Annotated in this window: 14 protein-coding genes; 8 read left to right on the top strand and 6 right to left on the bottom strand. The window is 71.9% G+C overall.

What is annotated here, in order from left to right; translation table 11 throughout:
- Positions 1–65: 65 nt before the first annotated feature.
- The 3 genes from AB0H84_RS17335 (at position 66) to AB0H84_RS17325 (ending at position 3746) form a co-directional block, all read left to right on the top strand.
- Positions 66–1043 carry an alpha/beta hydrolase gene (locus AB0H84_RS17335; RefSeq protein ID WP_357604366.1) on the top strand — a complete coding sequence of 326 codons (978 nt, stop codon included), beginning with the start codon at positions 66–68 and terminating at the stop codon, positions 1041–1043.
- Positions 1044–1158: 115 nt separating this feature from the next.
- Complete coding sequence (locus AB0H84_RS17330; RefSeq protein WP_357604364.1) at positions 1159–1995, top strand: siderophore-interacting protein; 837 nt, start codon at positions 1159–1161, stop codon at positions 1993–1995.
- Between the two features lie 257 nt (positions 1996–2252).
- Positions 2253–3746 carry a serine/threonine-protein kinase gene (locus tag AB0H84_RS17325; protein WP_357604362.1) on the top strand — a complete coding sequence of 498 codons (1494 nt, stop codon included), beginning with the start codon at positions 2253–2255 and terminating at the stop codon, positions 3744–3746.
- On the opposite strand, the gene AB0H84_RS17320 is transcribed toward AB0H84_RS17325, so the two are convergent.
- The 3 genes from AB0H84_RS17320 to aceA form a co-directional block, all read right to left on the bottom strand.
- Positions 3733–4926 (bottom strand): hypothetical protein, encoded by a 1194-nt coding sequence (locus tag AB0H84_RS17320; RefSeq protein ID WP_357604360.1) that lies wholly within the window; start codon positions 4924–4926, stop codon positions 3733–3735. The genes AB0H84_RS17325 and AB0H84_RS17320 overlap by 14 nt on opposite strands.
- Positions 4923–5426, bottom strand: a complete 504-nt coding sequence (locus AB0H84_RS17315; protein ID WP_357604358.1) for a SigE family RNA polymerase sigma factor — start codon at positions 5424–5426, stop codon at positions 4923–4925. The genes AB0H84_RS17320 and AB0H84_RS17315 overlap by 4 nt, the downstream gene beginning before the upstream one ends.
- A gap of 144 nt (positions 5427–5570) precedes the next feature.
- Positions 5571–6857, bottom strand: coding sequence for an isocitrate lyase (aceA, locus tag AB0H84_RS17310; protein ID WP_357604356.1), 1287 nt, complete (start codon positions 6855–6857; stop codon positions 5571–5573).
- A gap of 266 nt (positions 6858–7123) precedes the next feature.
- Here aceA and AB0H84_RS17305 point away from each other — a divergent pair, with 266 nt between their 5' ends.
- Positions 7124–8563, top strand: a complete 1440-nt coding sequence (locus AB0H84_RS17305) for a helix-turn-helix domain-containing protein (RefSeq protein WP_357605040.1) — start codon at positions 7124–7126, stop codon at positions 8561–8563.
- A gap of 32 nt (positions 8564–8595) precedes the next feature.
- Positions 8596–9522 carry a glucosyl-3-phosphoglycerate synthase gene (locus AB0H84_RS17300; protein WP_357604354.1) on the top strand — a complete coding sequence of 309 codons (927 nt, stop codon included), beginning with the start codon at positions 8596–8598 and terminating at the stop codon, positions 9520–9522.
- Between the two features lie 7 nt (positions 9523–9529).
- On the opposite strand, the gene AB0H84_RS17295 is transcribed toward AB0H84_RS17300, so the two are convergent.
- Entirely contained in the window at positions 9530–10711 is a 1182-nt protein-coding gene (locus AB0H84_RS17295; RefSeq protein WP_357604352.1) for a low temperature requirement protein A, read from the bottom strand.
- Between the two features lie 85 nt (positions 10712–10796).
- Positions 10797–11369, bottom strand: a complete 573-nt coding sequence (locus AB0H84_RS17290; protein ID WP_357604350.1) for a TetR family transcriptional regulator — start codon at positions 11367–11369, stop codon at positions 10797–10799.
- An 87-nt stretch (positions 11370–11456) separates the two neighbouring features.
- On the opposite strand from AB0H84_RS17290, the gene AB0H84_RS17285 reads away from it, so the two are divergent.
- The gene (locus tag AB0H84_RS17285; protein WP_357604348.1) at positions 11457–12647 is read left to right on the top strand and encodes an MFS transporter; all 1191 of its coding nucleotides are present in this window, start codon (positions 11457–11459) and stop codon (positions 12645–12647) included.
- Positions 12648–12723: 76 nt separating this feature from the next.
- A complete protein-coding gene (locus AB0H84_RS17280; RefSeq protein ID WP_357605037.1) occupies positions 12724–13932 on the top strand; it encodes an acyl-CoA dehydrogenase family protein in 1209 nt (402 codons plus the stop codon).
- On the opposite strand, the gene AB0H84_RS17275 is transcribed toward AB0H84_RS17280, so the two are convergent.
- Positions 13910–14140 (bottom strand): hypothetical protein, encoded by a 231-nt coding sequence (locus AB0H84_RS17275; protein WP_357604346.1) that lies wholly within the window; start codon positions 14138–14140, stop codon positions 13910–13912. The two genes, AB0H84_RS17280 and AB0H84_RS17275, sit on opposite strands and share 23 nt — an antisense overlap.
- Positions 14141–14365: 225 nt before the next feature.
- On the opposite strand from AB0H84_RS17275, the gene AB0H84_RS17270 reads away from it, so the two are divergent.
- Entirely contained in the window at positions 14366–17860 is a 3495-nt protein-coding gene (locus AB0H84_RS17270) for a protein kinase (protein WP_357604344.1), read from the top strand.
- The last annotated feature ends 22 nt before the right edge of the window (positions 17861–17882 follow it).

The following is a 17882-nucleotide window of genomic DNA, read 5'->3' as shown; positions in this document are numbered from 1 at the left end:
GACGAGATGCTTACTGGCCGGTAGAACGATCTCGTTGAGGGAAGGAGATCCGTCGGAGGGTCAACATGCGGATCGACAGGGACGTGATGCCGGAGCATCCCTTGAGCTGGCAGGCCCGCGCGCTGATCGGCCTGATGCACGGCACCCTGAAGCCGGCTTCGACGCTGCTCATGCGCCATCCTCTCGCCCTGGTCTGCGCCGCCCGGCTCGGTGATCTCGGGCGGCTGGTCAGGGTGCCCCAGCCCGAGCACGTCACCATCGCGCCCGAGGCGTTCTCGGCGTGCGAGGGCGAGTGGGTGCGGGGCGGGCCGGGGCTCGACGAGCGCAAGGCGGTGCTCTATTTCCACGGCGGCGGCTACTTCTCGTGCTCGCCGCGTACCCACCGCTCCATCACCTGGCGGCTGTCGGCGGCGGCCAAGCGGCCGGTGCTGGCGCTCGACTACCGGCAGGGGCCCGTGCACCAGCTGGCGGACTCGCTGTCCGACGCGCTGGACGCGTACGACTGCCTGCTGGGACGCGACTACGCGCCCGAGGACGTCATCCTGGCGGGCGACTCGGCGGGCGGCCACCTCACGCTGGCGACGTTGCTGGCGCTGCGCGACCGGAAGCTCCCGCTGCCGGGGGCGGCCATCTGCCTCTCGCCGTGGGCCGACCTGACCGACGTCCCGCGCCGCGCGAACCGCTGGCAGGACCCCATGCTCCCGGCCGGCCGGGTGCGCTGGCTGGCGCGCCGGTGGACCTCCGGTCTCGACCCGAGTGATCCGCTCGTCTCGCCGGTGCTGGGCGACTTCACGGGGCTGCCGCCACTGATGATCGTGACCGGGTCGACCGAGGTGCTGCGGGACGAGGCCAGGAGAGTGGCCGAGCGGGCGCGCGAGGCCGGGGTCCAGGTCCGGTACGAGGAGTGGAAACACATGCCGCACGTCTTCCCGATCCTCGCGGACGTGCTGCCCGAGGCCCGGCTGGCGTTCCGGCACATGTCGCACTTCCTGCGAGCGGTGGCCGCCCGGCGCGCGGCCGCAGGGGACATTGCCGCGGCGTGAAAATTGACCACCCAGAAATTGACCACTGCCCCTTTTGAGGTGATCGGCGTACGCTGGCACCTTCAGGGAAGTGTAAGGTTAGGTATACCTAACTTTAAGTCAGGGGGCCTGTTCGATGGCTGAGAAGCCCACGGATCATCATCGAGGCGTCGTCCTGCGGACCGAGCGGCTCACGCGGAACATGGTCCGCGTCGTCGTCGGGGGAGACGGTCTGGCCGACTTCGCCACCTCCGGATTGACGGACCACTACGTCAAGCTGGTCTTCCCGTACGAAGGGGTGGAATATCCCGAGCCGTTCAGCGTGAAGACCTGCCGCGAGACGATGCCGCGCGAGCACTGGCCGCGGCTGCGGACCTACACCGTACGCGCCTGGGACCCCGACAGCCGCGAGCTGACCCTCGACTTCGTGGTGCACGGCGACGAGGGGCTCGCCGGGCCGTGGGCCGAGAATGCCGTTCCCGGCGACGTCCTGCTCATGCTCGGCCCCGGCGGCGGGTACGCGCCCGACCCCGCGGCCGACTGGCACCTCCTGGTGGGCGACGAGAGCGCGCTGCCCGCCATCGCCGCCTCGCTGGAGGAGCTGGCGGACGGCGCGCCCGCGCACGTGCTGATCGAGGTGGACGCGCCCGAGGACGAGCAGAAGCTCGAGACGGCCGCAGACGCGCGGATCACCTGGGTCTACCGCGGCGACCGCCCCGTGGGCGAGAGGCTCGTGGAGGCGGTGCGGGCGCTGGAGTTCCCCGAGGGTGAGGTGTGCGCGTTCGTGCACGGCGAGGCGGGGTTCGTGAAGCAGCTCCGCCACCACCTGCGGGTGGAGCGGGGGATCGGGATGGAGCGGCTGTCGATCTCCGGATACTGGCGGGCCGGGGCCGACGACGAGCAGTGGCGCGCGATCAAGCGCGACTGGAACCGGCGGGTCGAGGCCGAGGAGGAAGAGGCGCTCGCCTCCTAGACTCGCCAGGCATCCTGGACCCGCCAGGCCTCCTGGACCCGCCAGGCCTCCTCGACCAGCCAGGGCGGAAACACCACTTCAGACCGTCGCACCACAGCACTTACTCACCCCGGAGAAACAGCCGCCTTACCTCCAATACCCCTTATGGCAGACATGCGGAAAGCCTCCGCGGATCCGGTCACAGTGTGCTTTGCCGTGTCCCTGATCAGGAGAGGCGAGACCGGATGGCGCGTGGTGCGAGTGACATGCCTCCTGGCGTGCGGCCGCTTACGGTGGGCGACCCGGTCATCATCGGCCGGTACCTGCTCCTCGGCCGCCTCGGCACGGGCGGGATGGGAGTGGTGTATCTGGCCGAACACCCTCAAGGTGGCCTGGTAGCGCTCAAGACGCCGCATGCGGTGCATCTCAACGATGCCACGTTACGCGCCCGTTTCGCTGAGGAAGTGGCTTTCTCGCGAAGATTGGTGCCGTTCTGCACGGCGGCGGTCGTGGAGGACGGCACCGACAAGGACCGCCCGTACCTGGTCACCGAGTACATCCCCGGCCCGGCGCTCTCCCAGGTCGTCGGGGCCAAGGGGTCGCTCACGCCCGACCTCGCGTACGGCGTGGCGCTCGGCGTGGCCGCGGCCCTGGTGGCGGTGCACGAGGCCGGGCTCGTCCATCGGGACCTCAAACCGGGCAACGTGCTGCTGTCCACGCGGGGACCGCGCGTCATCGACTTCGGCATCGCGCGCGACGTCGACACGCTGGCCGCGCACACGCAGGCCGGGCAGGTCATGGGCAGTCCCGGATGGGTGGCGCCGGAGCGGCTGACGGGCGGCCCCGCGGTGCCCGCCTCGGACGTGTTCGCCTGGGGATGCCTGGTGGCGTTCGCCGCGACGGGCCATCACCCGTTCGGCGGCGGGGAGGCGGATGTGCTGACCCGGCGCATCCTGTTCGACCCGCCGCGGCTCGCGGGCGTGCCCGCGATGCTCCGGCCCGCCGTCGAGGCCGCGCTGGCCAAGGAGCCCGCCGACCGCCCCGCCTCCGCCGACCTGCTGCGGGCGCTGCTGGCCGCCGGCGGCGTGGGCGAGCCGTGGGATCTGCGGCAGGCGGTGGCCGGGGTGCTGGAGGAGATCTGGACGCCGGTGCCCTATCCGCCCGGGGGAGGCAGGGTACGTCTCGCGACGCCGCCGGAGGCGGATATGGAGCGTTCCCGCGGGCGCAGGGCGAAGGCCGGGGCGCACCTGTCGCACGCCAGCTTCGCCGCCCTCGCCACGGTCTCCATCGCGGCCGTCACGGTGATCGCGGCGGCGGGCGGCGACGGGATGAGCGTCGGGGGAGGCTCGCTGCTGCCCGGCAACCCGTCCGTCGTGCAGCCTCACGGCAGCGCCGAGTCCACCGTCCGCCCTTCGGCCAGACCCACCGGTGGCCTCCCGCCCACGCGGACCGGGGCCACGACCTCCGTGACCCCGGTCACGTCCACCCCCATGGCCTCCGCCACCCACGCGCGTACGAAGAGCCCGTCCGCCCTGCTCGACCCGTCGCCCGAGCGCAGGAACACCTTCCAGCCCCCGGCCACGGGCGGTCCTGACGTTCCGGATGATCCGGGCGAGTGCGTGAACCCGGCCGGGAGGAAGCGGGGCAGCGCGGCCAGGCGGGACTGCCCGCAGCCGTCGGGCTCGATCACCACGATCCCGCAGGACGGGCCCGGCGAGTCGCCGGACCCGACCGTGTCCGTCCCGGAGACGCCTACGGCTACCGGATCTTAGCCAGGTCGATCAGGTAGAGGTCGTTCCCGAGCGTGTAGCTGACGAGCCTGCCGGTCGCATCCGGGGACGGCATCCTGATGGAGCTGCCCTCTCCAGTGATGCCCAGGTCACCTGATCTGCCGCCGTCCATGTCGTACAGCCCCACACCCTCGGGCTTTCCATCGCCGTAGGCCGAGACGTAGAAGCGGTCCTGGGTCGGCGGGAGCAGTGGGATCATGTCGTGCGGCACGATCTTCTGGTCGGAGCCGTCGCGCTTGCGGAAGAAGGGCTCGTGTTCGGCGGTCCGGCCGGCACAGATGGTCACTCCGCAGATCCCGAGCTGCTCGCCCGGGTTCACGACGGCCGTTCTGGTCTCGCCGGTCTCCAGGTTGACGATCCGGCCGAACCTGGTGCCGTTGGGCTCGCCTCCCACCCCGGGCGTGCCGGCCCACGGCCAGGACAGCAGGTGCATCCCGGTGCCCCTGTCGACCGGTTGCACCTCCCCGCCCTCGACGGGAACGGTGAAGACGCCGCCTGTGTACAAGGAGAAGACAATCTTGCCGTCGACCAGGACGAGCCCGTCGATCCCGCTGCCGTCGTCGGCCACGTCAAGGCGCTGGTCACCGACGATCTTCGCCGTGCCGCCGGCCAGCGGCACCGCCCACAGGTGCACGACGCGGTCCTTCGTCCCAGTCCACCAGGCCACGTAACCGCTCCCCGCGGTGAAACCGGTGGCGAAGCCCACCGTGCCCTTGGGCGTCGGCACGCTGGCGATCTTGCGTGGCGCGTCGCCGTCGAGGTCGTACGCGTAGACGGCGGTCGTCCGGTCGGATCCCGCCGTGCTCGTCAGGAGCAGCGTGCGCCCGTCGATGAACGTCCACGGCCGCCACGGTCCCCCGTCCGGGCTCTTCGCCGGGATCTTCCGCACCGCCTCCGGCCAGACCTTCTGCGCCTGCGCGGCCGGCTTCTCGGAGCGCGGCCCCGAGGCGGTGACCGCCGTGATCGTGTCGCCGCCGCGTACCACGGCCAGGGTGCCGCCCGCGACCAGCACGACCGCCGCCGCGGCCAGCGCCATCCGCGCCCGCTGCCTCCGGTGCCGGTGGATCTGCTCGAGCTGCTGCGGCAGCAGGGCCGGCAGCCGGGGCGCCTGCTCGGCGGCCTGGCCGAGCGTCCTGCGCAGATTCTGCTCAACGTCGGTCATCGTACGTTCCCCCTCGTCAGCGGCTCGGTCGGGATGGCGGCGCGGAGCTTGTCCAGCGCGCGGGAGGCCTGGCTGCGTACGGTGCCGCGCGAGATCCCGAGCACGCCGGCGATCTCGGCGTCGTCGAGCTGCTCGTAGTAGCGCAGCACCAGCACCGCGCGCTGCTTGCGCGGCAGGCCGGCCAGCGCCTGCCACATCCGGCGCTCGTCGCCGCTGGGCAGCGGGTCGTGGTGCGCGCCTTCCGGCAGGTCCCACGCGAGCAGCTCGCGCCTGCGCCGCCGCCAGACGGCGATGTGCAGCCGGGCCATCGTGGTGCGCGCGTAGCTCTCCGGGTTCTCCTTCGAGCGGAGCCGGGGCCAGGCGCCGCGTAACTTCAGCAGCGCCTCCTGGACCAGGTCGGCCGCGTCATGCGGATTGCCGGCCAGGACATATCCGTAGCGCAGCAGCGCGTCGCCGCGTTCGGCGACGAACTCCGCGAAACGGGGATCAGCTTCCAACACCCCTCGCCCTTCGTCGTTTCCTTCACCTCCGAGAGGAGCAAGGTGCGGAAACTGTTGCACGAGAAAGGCCGCGCCAGTGCTGGGGGAGCACTGGCGCGGCCGTCGCCGGGGGCCGCCGCATGCCCGGAGGGCGGTCCGGCGAGCTCAGTGGGCGAACTGCTCCTCCTCCGTCGAGCCCTTGAGCGCGGTCGTCGAGGAGTCCGGCGCGACGGCCGTGCTGACCAGGTCGAAGTAGCCGGTGCCGACCTCGCGCTGGTGCCGGGTGGCCGTGTAGCCGCGCGACTCGGCGGCGAACTCGGCCTCCTGCAGCTCCACGTACGCCGGCATGCCGTCCGTCGCGTACCCCTGGGCGAGGTTGAACATCGAGTAGTTCAGCGAGTGGAACCCGGCGAGCGTGATGAACTGGAACTTGTACCCCATGTGTCCCAGCTCCCGCTGGAACTTGGCGATGGTGGAATCGTCGAGGTGCTTCTTCCAGTTGAACGACGGCGAGCAGTTGTAGGCGAGCATCTGGTCGGGGTACTCGGCCTTGATCGCCTCGGCGAACTCGCGGGCCACGTCCAGGTCGGGCGTGCCGGTCTCCATCCAGAGCAGGTCGGAGTACGGCGCGTACGCCAGGCCGCGGGCGACGCAGGCCCGCACCCCGTTCCTGACCCGGTAGAAGCCCTCCGCGGTGCGCTCGCCGGTGGTGAACTCCTGGTCGCGCGGGTCCACGTCGCTGGTCAGGAGCGTCGCGGCCTGTGCGTCGGTCCGCGCGATGATCAGCGAGGGGACTCCGGCGACGTCCGCGGCGAGGCGGGCGGCGTTCAGGGTCTTGATGTGCTGGCCGGTCGGGATGAGCACCTTGCCGCCCAGGTGGCCGCACTTCTTCTCCGAGGCGAGCTGGTCCTCCCAGTGCACGCCCGCAGCCCCGGCCGCGATCATGCCCTTCATGAGCTCGAACGCGTTGAGCACCCCGCCGAAGCCGGCCTCGGCGTCGGCCACGATGGGCGCCAGCCAGTACGGGCTGTCGGAGCTCCCCTCCGACCAGGCGATCTGGTCGGCGCGCAGCAGCGCGTTGTTGAGGCGGCGCACGACGGCGGGGACGGAGTTGGCCGGATACAGGCTCTGGTCCGGGTACGTCTGCCCGCCCAGGTTCGCGTCCGCGGCGACCTGCCAGCCGGACAGGTAGATCGCCTTCAGACCCGCCTTCACCTGCTGGACCGCCTGGTTGCCGGTCAGCGCGCCGAGGGCGTGCACGTAGTCCTCGGTGTGCAGCAGGTCCCACAGCCGCTCGGCGCCCAGCCGGGCCAGCGTGTGCTCCTCCTGCACGCTGCCGCGCAACCTGATCACGTCCTCCGCGCGGTACGTGCGCTCGACGCCCTCCCAGCGAGGGTGGTTCTCCCATTCGTCCTGCAGCTGCTCAGCAGCTCCCTTGAGGCGATCGATCATGGTTCACTCCTTTTCGTCCCCTGGGGCTCACGCCGAGTCTGTGCCCCCGCAGGCCGGGTCAATAGTCGAGCGTGGGCAGAAGAATCGCGTAATTTTCCTGAACGTGCATTACTCGCGGGTATTCAACTGTGAAGAAATCCATACTTTTCCCTTTGGCCTAGACCAATCCGAGTGACCGAGGACCTGCCGTAAGGCTCTAGAAAATGGGCCGAATTTCTGCCTAAGATGCCCGCATGGCGCCCTTGCTAGGTGAAGAACCGCTGTCTTTGACGCAGGAGCTCGATCTCATCGCGTTTGGCCAGCGCCTGCGCCACCTGCGCAAACAGCGCGGTCTCACCCTGTCGGACCTCGGTTCGCGCGTCAGCAGGGCGCCCAGCCAGCTGTCGCTCCTGGAGAACGGCAAGCGTGAGCCGAAACTCTCGCTGCTGAAGGCGCTGGCCGCCGCCCTGGGCGTGCCCGTCGAGGAGCTGCTGCGCCGCCAGGCGCCCAACCGCCGCGCGCAGCTCGAGATCGCGCTGGAGGAGGCGCAGCGCGACCCCATCTACGCCGCGCTCGGGCTGCCGCGCCTGAAGGTCTCCGCCCGCGTGCCCAACGACGTGCTCGAACACATTCTCGGCCTGTACGGAGAGCTGCGCGCCCGGCAGGCCCGCGGCACCGCCACCCCGGAGGAGGCCAGGGTCGCCAACGCCGAGCTGCGGCGCAGGCAGCGCGAGGTGGGCAACTACTTCGGCGAGATCGAGCAGGCCGCCGCCAAGGCGCTCGACGCGGTCGGCTACCGTACGGGCGCCCTGTCCCAGAGCATGATCCAGAGCCTGGTCACGCATTTCGGCTACACGGTGCACACCGCGCAAGATCTGCCGAGGTCCGTACGTTCCATCACAGACCTCCGCAACCGCCGCATCTACGTCAAACACGAGCAGCTCGGCATGCACACGCCGCGCACCATCCTGCTCCAGACCCTCGGCCACCTCGCCCTCGGTCACGGCAAGCCGCGCGACTTCGCCGACTTCCTGCGCCAGCGGACCGAGGCCAACTACTTCGCCGCCGCCGTCCTGGTCCCCGAGCGGGCCGCCGCGCTCTACCTCCAGGAGGCCAAGGCCGACCGGGCGCTGTCGGTGGAGGACCTGCGGGACGTCTTCGCGGTCTCGTACGAGATGGCCGCTCACCGCTTCACCAACCTCGCCACGCACCACCTGGGCCTCGTCTGCCACTTCGTGCGCAACGACGCCGGCGGCACCATCTACAAGGCGTACGAGAACGACGGCATCGTCTTCCCGGCCGACGAGCAGGGGGCCATCGAAGGGCAGCGGATGTGCCTGCAGTGGTCGGGGCGGCAGGTGTTCGCCTCGCCCGACCGGTTCTCGGTGTACTACCAGTACTCCGACTCGCCCACGGGGACCTATTTCTGCGTGGCGCACGTGGATCCGTCGCGCGAGCGGGACTTCGCGATCACGCTGGGGGTGCCGTACAAGGAGTCGCGCTGGTTCAGGGGCCGCGAGACCACCAATCGCACCAGATCCCGCTGCCCCAACGGCGACTGCTGCCGCCGCCCGCCCGCCGAGCTCTCCGAGCGCTGGGAGGGGTACGCCTGGCCGTCCGCCCGTGCCAACTCCCACGTGCTGGCCGCGCTGCCGCCGGGCTCGTTCCCGGGGGTGGACGAGGCCGACGTGTACACGTTCCTGGAGCGGCACGCCACTACCGCATAAGCTGAAATGTGGGATACCGGGGGAGGTGTCGCATGCTTTCTGAAGTGCGGGGATGGTTGCGGCGCCGTACGTCGTCCGCCGCGGACTGGCCGCTCCGGGACCTCAAGGCCGTCAAGGGGCGGACCACGGTCAGCGTGGTGCTCCCGGCCCGCGACGAGCGGGAGACCGTGGGCGAGATCGTCAGAGTGATCCGGCGGGAGCTGGACGGGCTCGTCGACGAGATCGTGGTGATCGACTCCCGTTCCTCCGACGACACGGCGCTCGTGGCCGCGCGCGCGGGGGCCTGCGTGCACGCCCAGGACGAGATCCTGCCGCAGCTCACGCCGCTGGACGGCAAGGGCGAGGCGCTGTGGAAGTCGCTGGCGGTGACGTCGGGGGACGTGCTGGTGTTCGCCGACGCCGATATCCGGAAATTTCGCGCTTCCTTGATATTCGGCCTGCTAGGGCCGCTCCTCGCGGACCCCACCGTGGTGTACACGAAGGGGGTCTATGACCGCCCCTTGTACGACACCTCCAACGGCGGCGGCCGCGTCACCGAACTCGTGGCCCGCCCGCTGATCAACCTCCACTGGCCGCAACTGGCCGGTTTCGTCCAGCCCCTGGCCGGCGAGTACGCCGGCCGCCGCTCGGCCCTGGAGCGGGTGCCGTTCCTCACCGGGTACGGCGTGGAGCTCGGGCTCCTGATCGACCTGCTGGAGCTCGCCGGGCTGGACGCGCTCGCCCAGGTGGACCTGGGGTCGCGCGAGCACGCCCCGCAGTCGACCGAGGCGCTCGGGGGCATGGCGTCCCAGATCATGCTGGCCGCCTGGTCGCGGCTGCGGCGGCAGGGCAAGATCCGCGGCTGTCACGAACCCTCGGTGCGGCTGGCGCAGTTCCGCAGGGGGCTGGACGGGCACGACGTCCTGCTGCGCGACATCGGGATAGGCGAACGCCCACCCATGATCACCATAACCCCGTGAGCTCACGTCATGCCGCCGGCCCGGATTCCGGGCGTACGGACGTCGTTGCGTGGGCCACCACGACGAGCACGATCATCACCACCGCGATCAGCGGCAGCGCCAGGCCGGTGAACGGCGTCGCCAGCACCGCGGCCACCCCTGCGAGACAGGAGCCGTCCACCAGCCGGCCGGGGCGATGCGGCCGCAGGTGCACCAGCCACAGGCTGGCCAGGAAGACGGCCACCGGTACGGCGACCGCCGCCCCGGCCGCCACGGGGCCGATGTGCGCCTCATGGGTGGCGAAGTCGACGCTCACCGCCAGTCCCGCGCCGATCGCCGCGGCGGAGGTGAAGATCAGATAATGGCCGTACCCCCAGCGGAAAGCGGCCCTGCTCGACGTCAGCAACAGGTGGGCGGGCCGGGAGAAGTACAGCCACCACATCGCGAAGACGATGACCATGCCGCTGAGCGCCACCGTGAGTAGCGGACCCGCGTCGAGCCGCCGCGCCAGCCCGCTCTGGACGGCGATGGTGGCCGCGAGGATGGACTCGCCGAGGACGATGATCGTGAACAGGCTGTAGCGCTCGGCGATGTGATGCGGATGCCAGGTGGTGGACCAGAACCGCTCCGCCCAGAGCGGCACCGCCAGCTCTGCGACCACCAGTACGAAGAAGGCCGCCAGCCCCAGCTGCTCCGGCAACGCCAGCCGGGCGATCCAGCCGGCCTGGACCGCCGTCACGCCGAACGCGTACCGCAGCGCGCTGCGCCGCCCCTCGATGTGCCCCCGGGCGGCGCGCAGCCAGAGCAGCACGAGCGCCATGCGCATGACCGCGTACCCCAGGGTGACCAGGGCGAAGTCCCTGTCCTGCATGGCCCGCGGGATCCCGGCGGCGAGGATGAGCACCCCGGCCATCTGCACGAAGATCAGCAAGCGGTATGACGTGTCGTCGGTGTCGTACGCGGAGGCGAACCAGGTGAAGTTCATCCACGCCCACCAGATCGCGAAGAACGCCATCGCGTAGCCGAGCACGCCCGTGCCCGCATGCCCCTCGGACAGCGCGTGATGGAGGCTGGCTGCGGCCTGCGCCACGGCCACCACGAAGCAGAGATCGGACAGGAGCTCCAGAGGGGTGGCGACCCTGTGTGGCTCGGCGGGGTCACGCCCGGCCATCCTTCGCCACAGCGGCGCCCCGCTCCCTGTGCCCGTCATCACCGTGTTCCTCTCGCTACCGCATGACGTGGCGCCCTCATCGTGCCGCGCCGCTCCTCCGAGTCGCCGGACCCGCAAGCCGACGTCACTTGAAGCCGGCCGCCACGATCTCGGCGATCTGCTCCCGCATGGCCTCGTGGTCGTCCGCGGCATCCCCCAGGATGATCCGTCCGAGCTGCGGCAGCATCGACGGCAGCAGGGCCAGCCCCGTCAGCAGGAACACCATCCGCGCCACCCTGGGCGAGGGCTCCACCCCCAGTCCCTCCGCCAGCGAGCGCGTCTTGCGGCCACATCGCTCCACCCGTGCCTCCTGGCCGGGGAGCAGATCGGGGCCGCGGTAGTTGAGCGCCTCCCACATCAGCAGCCGTACCAGCTCGGGATGCGTCTGGTAGTAGTCCCTGAGCTTGGCCACGTAATCCGCTGGGTCGCCGCCGGGGAGCGCGATCTGAGTGGTCAGATCGTCGAGCGCCTCGGTGATGACGGCGTCGAACAGCTTCTCCTTGCTGCCGAAATGCCCGTAGATGCGCTCCTTGTTGACGCCGGCGCGCTCGGCGATGCGATCCACGCGGGCGCCCGCCACGCCGTACGCGGCGAACTCCTCCCGCGCGGCTTCCAGCAGGGCGGCGCGCGTGGCGGCGGTGGAGACCTTGGGTGCCATGCCGCCCATCATAGCCACCAACTAGTTGGTTGCAATTCAACCATTCAGTTGGCATCCAACTAGTTGGTTGGTGTACCGTCCGGAGACATGGCGATAACCACTCCTTACGCGCCGCCCACCGTCGCGGCGACCGCACCGGCCCGCGCCCCGTTCGGGCGCACGATGACGGCGTTCACCCTCACTGCCGTGCTGGTCAGCGGCCAGTTGTACGTCGTGATCCCCCTCCTGCACGACATGGCCGCCGGCTGGGGGGCCTCGCCGGGCGGCCTGACCTGGCTGGTGACCGCGTTCGGCATCGGGTACGGCGCCGGCTTCCTGGTGTTCGGCCCGCTTTCTGACCGCTATGGGCGCCGCAGATTGCTGATGATCGGACTGCCGCTGGCCGCGCTCACCTCGGCGGCGGTGGCGTTGAGCCCGTCCCCCGAGGCGGCGTTCGCCTTGCGGGCGATCCAGGGGCTGGCGGTGGCGATGTTCCCGCCCGCCGGCATGGCGTACCTGGCGGAACGGGTCGATCCGCGCCGGCGGGTGGTCGCGATCGCGGCGGTGACCGGCGCCTTCCTGGCCTCGGCCGTGGTGCTCCAGGTCGCCGCCCAGGTGCTGGTGGACGCGATCGGCTGGCGCGGGCTGTTCCTGCTGTCGGCGGCCGGTTTCGCCCTGGCCTCCCTGGGCGTGCGCGCGGTCATGCTGCCCGACCTGCCGCGCCAGGGCGCCGGCTCGCTGCTGTCGGTCTATCGCGCGGTGCCGGGCCTGCTCTTCCACCGCGTCCTCGGGCTCCGGTACGTCGCCACGATCATGCTGATGGTGGGCTTCGTGGCCGTATACACCGGTCTGCAGATCTACGGTGTGACGTCCTCCTCCGACCTGCTGACGCTCCGAGCGGCCGGGCTCCCCTCGATCGTCCTGGTGCCGCTGCTCATGCCGTGGCTGGCCCGCATCCCCACGACGATCAGGGCCGCGGCGTTCATGGCGGCCGGCGCCCTCACGCTCGCGGCCGTGGGCCTGACCGGCGCGGCCGCGCTGGTGCTGCTCCTCGCCGTCTACGTCGCCGCCATCACCGGCGGCCTGCCCAGCATGAACGAGTCCGTCTCCGCGGGCGCCGGCCAGGCGCGGGGAACCGCGCTCTCGCTCTTCTCCTTCGCCCTCGCGGTCGGCGGCAGCGTCGGACCGCAGGTGGCCGCCGCGTTCGGGGGATTCACCCCGCTGATGTACGGCCTCGCGATCGGCATGGCGCTGGCGGCCGTGGCCGTACTCGTGTCCGCGAGAGCGCCCAGACGCTGAGGCCGGGGCATTCCGCCCCATGGCTACCGGCCGGTAAGGTGTTACCAACGGTAACGTGTCGGAGGAGAGTACGCACATGGCCGGCTTCTGCCTGGAGCCCAGCGCTGACGTGGTCGAGGTACGCGACTGGGTGCACGAGTTCGCCCGCGACGTGATCCGCCCGGCGGGCGCCGAGTGGGACGAGCGGGAGGAGACCCCCTGGCCGGTCATCCAGGAGGCCGCCAAGATCGGCCTGTACTCCCTCGACTTCTTCGCCACCCAGTGGTTCGAGGAGAGCGGGCTGGCGCTGCCCGTGGCGTTCGAGGAGATCTTCTGGGGCGACGCGGGCATCGGCCTGGCCATCGTCGGCACCGGCCTGGCCGCCGCCGCCCTCGCGGCGAACGGCACCCCGGAGCAGATGGGGGAGTGGCTGCCGCAGATGTTCGGCACTGAGAACGACGTCAAGCTGGGCGCGTTCTGCGCCTCGGAGCCGGACGCCGGCTCCGACGTCGGCGCCATCCGCACCCGCGCCGTCCACGACCGGGGCGACTGGGTGCTCGACGGGGTCAAGACCTGGGCCACGAACGGCGGCATCGCCGACGTCCACGTCGTCGTGGCCTCGGTCGACCCGGCACTCGGCGCCCGGGGCCAGGCGTCCTTCGTCATCCCGCCCGGCACGCCCGGGCTGTCCATGGGCCAGAAGTTCCGCAAGCACGGGATCCGCGCCTCCCACACGGCCGAAGTGGTCCTGGAGGGCGTGCGCGTGCCTGGCTCCTGCCTGCTCGGCGGCAAGGAGAAGCTGGACGCGCGGCTGGCGCGCGTACGCAATGGCGAGCGGGCGGGCGAGCAGGCGGCGATGCGCACGTTCGAGACCACCCGCCCGACGGTCGCCGCCATGGCCGTAGGCATCGCGCGCGCCGCCTACGAGTACGCCAGGGACTACGCCCGCGAGCGGGAGCAGTTCGGCCGCAAGATCGGCGAGAACCAGGCGATCGCCTTCCTCCTCGCCGAGATGGCCACGCGGGTGGACGTGGCCCGCCTGCTGACGTGGCGGGCGGCCTGGATGGCGCGCAGCGGCCGGCAGTTCACGCAGGCGGAGGGGTCGATGTCGAAGCTGGTGGCGGGGGAGACGGCGGTGTGGGTGACGGAGCAGGCGATCCAGATCCTGGGCGGCGCCGGTTACACCAGGGAGCACCCGGTCGAGCGCTTCCACCGGGACGCCAAGATCTACACGATTTTCGAGGGGACATCGGAGATCCAGCGGTTGATCATCGGCCGCGCCGTCACCGGCCTGCCCGTTCGCTGATCGCGTCGTCGGGAAGAACATCGTCTTCCGTCCCCTGTTCCGTCAGCCCGGGAACACGGGGGCGGAGCAGGCGATCATCGATGGCGCGGCGGGGCCGCTCGTGCGATCCGGGCATCATGTGCGCGTAGGTTCTCAATGTGAATCCTGGATCTTTGCGTCCCAGGTACTCGGCCAGCTCCTTGATCGACACGCCATCGACCAGAGCCACGCTGGCGTAGTAATGCCGGAGCTGGTGAAGCCCTTCCTACCGGGTCGTGTCGAACCGTCGGCGTGCCCGCTCATCTCTGTCAGGAACAGGTATGACTCCGGCAGCCCGCCACCAAGGCTGGTTTCCAGACCACCTCGCTGTAGCTGCGCGCCTTCGGGATCGCGCAGCCGCGCCCTGATCGTCCGAGCGGCCAACCAACCGGGCGCGGCGGTAGTCCAACTCCGCGTGAGCAACCCACTGATCGACGGGGACCCGCAGCGGCTCGGCGCGTACTGGCTGGCCGGGCGGCTGGGCGCGGGCGGCCAGGGCGTCGTGTACGAGGCGTACGACCAGGCCGGCACGCGGGTGGCGGTCAAGGTGCTGCGCGGCGACCTGGCCGGCCAGAAGGAGTTGCGGGGACGCATGGCCAGGGAGGTCGTCGCGGCGCAGCGGGTGGCCTCGTTCTGCACCGCCCGGGTCCTCGGCGCCGATCTCGACGGGCCCAGACCGTACATCGTCAGCGAGTACGTCGAGGGCGCAAGCCTGCGGGAGGCCGTGACGGGCGGCCGGCGCTTCGCCGGGGACGACCTGCACCGGCTGGCCACGGCGATCGCCACCGCGCTGACCGCCGTCCACGACGCCGGAGTCGTCCACCGCGACCTCAAGCCCGACAACGTGCTGCTCGGGCCCGACGGGCCCCGGGTGATCGACTTCGGTGTGGCCAGGACGCAGGAGATGTCGCTCACGACGACCGGGGTGGTGGCGGGCACGCCCGGCTACATGGCGCCCGAGGCGTTCTCGGGGGAACGCGTGGGGCCGGCCGCGGACGTGTTCGCGTGGGGCGCCGTAGTGCTGTTCGCCGCCACCGGGGCGGACCCGTTCTCGGGCGAGTCGCTGGGCGCGGTCATGCATCGGGTGCTCTCGCACGAGCCCGACCTCGCCGCGCTGCCCGGCTCGCTGCGCGGCCTGGTCCGCGCGGCGCTGGCCAAGGACGCGGCGCGCCGCCCGCGCTCGCGGGAGCTGCTGCTGGGGCTCCTCAATGCGGACGGCCTCACCGTACGGGCGGACGGATCGGCCGTACGGGCGGACGGTCTCGCCGGGCCGGACGGGGCGGCGGGGGAGACGGCGCGGCTGCTGGCGCGCGGCGCGGACGACGGCGGGCGGCTCGGCGTGCCCGGCGACGACCCGGCGCTCGGGGTCATCGCCGAGGACGCCTACGCCGCCCTCTCGCCCGCCGACCGGGAACTCGTGCCGGACGTCTTCCTGCGCCTGGTCACGGTCACCGAGGACGGCTTCCTCATGCCGCGTGAGGCGCGCAGGGCCGAGCTGCCGGGCGACGCCGATCGCGTGCTGGCCGCGTTCGCCTACCTCGTGTCGGCCGTGGACGGCGGCGAGCGGCTCCGGCTGCTGCGGCCCGCCCTGCCGCTGGCCTGGCCCCGGCTGCGCGCCTGGATCGCGGCCAACCGGGACGGGCTGTCCATCCACCGGCAGATCTGGACGGCCGCCGAGCGCTGGGAGGAACGCGGGCGCAAGGACGCCGACCTCCTGCACGGCAGCTCCCTCGACGACGCGCTGCGCTGGGCCGCCGCCGAACGCCGCAACATCACCCTCACCCCCGCCGAGCGGGACTTCCTGGAGGCCGGCGCGGCGCTCACCAGGCGCCGCTCGCGGCGCACCAGAGCGCTGGCCGCCGGCCTCGGCGTGCTGCTGGTGGTGTCGCTGGTCGCGGGCGGCCTCGCGGTACGGCAGAGCGTCACCCTGGCCGAGCAGGGCGAGACGCTCGCCTGGCAGCGCGACACGTCCGAGTCGGCCCGGCTGGCGGGCGTCGCCGAGTCGGTGCGCGGCCGCGACCCCGTGCTCGCCATGCTGCTCAGCGCCGCGGCCGGACGGCTCTCGCCCACGGCCGAGGCGCGGTCGAGCCTGTTCGCCTCGCTCGCCGACCAGGCCACCGGCGCCTTCCACGACCCCGCGACGGGCCCGGACGTGGCCCGCGCGCTCAGCGCCGACGGCCGCACGCTGGTCAGCGTCAGCCCCGGCGAGGCGCGGATCTGGGACGTGGCGACCGGCCGCCGCACGGGCGGCTTCACCGGCGCCCTCACCACCCCCGGCCGCCCCGCAGCCCGGTTGCGGCAGGTCGCGGTCAGCGAGGACGGCCGCCTGCTGGCGGTGGCCGACACCAAGGGCGTGGCGCTGTGGAACCTCGCCACCGGCGCCCGGGTGGGCCCGCGCGTGCCCGCCGCCGAGGACTTCGACCTGGAGGTCTCCTTCAGCGGCGGCCTCCTCGTCATCGACATCGGACAGGGCAAGATCATCCGCGACCCGCGCACCGGCCGGAGCACCATGCTGCCCGAGCTGGACAAGGTGGCGGTCCACCCCGGCGGCGACTACGTCGTGGCGGGCGGCAAGCGGTGGGCGCTGCCCTCCGGCAAGGCCCTGCCGGGCTTCCCCGGGATCTGCTCGGACTGCGCCACCCGGCCGAGCTTCAGCCGCGACGGGCGGCGGCTGGCCATCGGCGACGACAGGGGGCTCACCGTCTTCGACACCCGCACCCGCGAGGAGCTGGTCTTCTTCGAGAACTGGGGCCGCAAGGTGGCACCGGTGTTCGACCGGGACGGCCGGATGCTCGCGGAGCTGGGTACGACGCTGCGGCTCTACGACGTGGACGCCGTCGAGCCGCTGATGTACGAGCGCACGCCACCCGAACTGGCGACCGCGATCGGGTTCGGGCCGGACGGAGTGCGGTACCTGAGTGGGGACACGGTCGTCACGCTCCCGCCGTACACGGTAGAGGCGGAGCCCGTGGACGAGGCGGAGCTCGACCCGAGCGGCCGACTCCTCGCCTCCCACATGCTGAAAGCCTCCGACGTGCGGCTGGCCGACACCCGCGCGTGGGACGCGGCCCGCGCGCGGACGGCCGGGCGGGCGCTGGCGGCCGGCCCGTCGGCCCCGTACGACAGCGAGCTCACCTTCAGCCGCGACGGCCGCCGGCTCGCGCTGCGGCGCAGCGCCGACGTCGTCGTCTGGGACACCGCCACGGGCGGCGAGCTGGCCAGGGTGCCGCTCACCGGCAACACCGACGGCGCCCTTCCCGGCCCGGCCGGGCTGTGGACGGCGGAGGCCAAGACGTTCACCCTGTGGGCGCTGCCCGGCGGGCGGCGGCTCAAGCAGGTGTCCAGGCCGCGCCTGTCCGGCTGGACGGTGACCGCGCGGGGCCGGCTGGTCGGGCTGGACGCGGACCGGCTGCGCATGGTCGACCTGGAGAGCGGGCAGCCCTACGGGCCGCGGCTGCCGTTCCCGGGCGCGACCGAGGACGTCTGGTTCGACGCGGACGCGAAGCTGGTCGCCGCGGACTTCGCCGGCAAGGTCGGCGTCTGGGACACCCGCACCGGGGCCCAGGTGGGCGACTGGCTGCGGGAGTGGGAGGCGCCGTGGGCGGCGGCGTTCTCGCCCGACGACCGGCTGTTCGCGTTCGCGTCGCAGAACAAGACGCTGACCGTCTGGGACGTTGGGCGTGGGCAGCCGGTCGGGCCCGTGGTGCGGCTGACGGACAGCGCGGGGTCGGTCGTCTTCACCGGGGACTCGGCGGAGGTCGTGGCGATCGGCCGCAAGGCGCGGCTGACCCGGCTGCCCGTGGCGGTCGGGCCGCTCATCGAGGCGGTCTGCGCCCGGGGTGGGCGGAGCCTCACCGCGGCGGAGTGGGCGCGGTACCTCCCCGGCCGGGCGTACCGGCCGGGGTGCTGACCTCACCGGCGCCCGGGCGCCG

Origin of the sequence: Nonomuraea sp. NPDC050786, from assembly GCF_040654115.1 — a bacterium.
Classification (GTDB): domain Bacteria; phylum Actinomycetota; class Actinomycetes; order Streptosporangiales; family Streptosporangiaceae; genus Nonomuraea.
Note: the sequence above shows the minus strand (reverse complement) of the source record. Positions and strands in the feature narration are given on the sequence as shown.

Bases quoted from the DNA above. Each gene is read 5' to 3' on its own strand.
- AB0H84_RS17335 (WP_357604366.1), top strand. From the start codon at position 66: ATGCGGATCGACAGGGACGTGATGCCGGAGCATCCCTTGAGCTGGCAG.
- AB0H84_RS17330 (WP_357604364.1), top strand. From the start codon at position 1,159: ATGGCTGAGAAGCCCACGGATCATCATCGAGGCGTCGTCCTGCGGACC.
- AB0H84_RS17320 (WP_357604360.1), bottom strand. From the start codon at position 4,926: ATGACCGACGTTGAGCAGAATCTGCGCAGGACGCTCGGCCAGGCCGCC.
- aceA (WP_357604356.1), bottom strand. From the start codon at position 6,857: ATGATCGATCGCCTCAAGGGAGCTGCTGAGCAGCTGCAGGACGAATGG.
- AB0H84_RS17300 (WP_357604354.1), top strand. From the start codon at position 8,596: ATGCTTTCTGAAGTGCGGGGATGGTTGCGGCGCCGTACGTCGTCCGCC.
- AB0H84_RS17295 (WP_357604352.1), bottom strand. From the start codon at position 10,711: ATGACGGGCACAGGGAGCGGGGCGCCGCTGTGGCGAAGGATGGCCGGG.
- AB0H84_RS17290 (WP_357604350.1), bottom strand. From the start codon at position 11,369: ATGGCACCCAAGGTCTCCACCGCCGCCACGCGCGCCGCCCTGCTGGAA.
- AB0H84_RS17285 (WP_357604348.1), top strand. From the start codon at position 11,457: ATGGCGATAACCACTCCTTACGCGCCGCCCACCGTCGCGGCGACCGCA.
- AB0H84_RS17280 (WP_357605037.1), top strand. From the start codon at position 12,724: ATGGCCGGCTTCTGCCTGGAGCCCAGCGCTGACGTGGTCGAGGTACGC.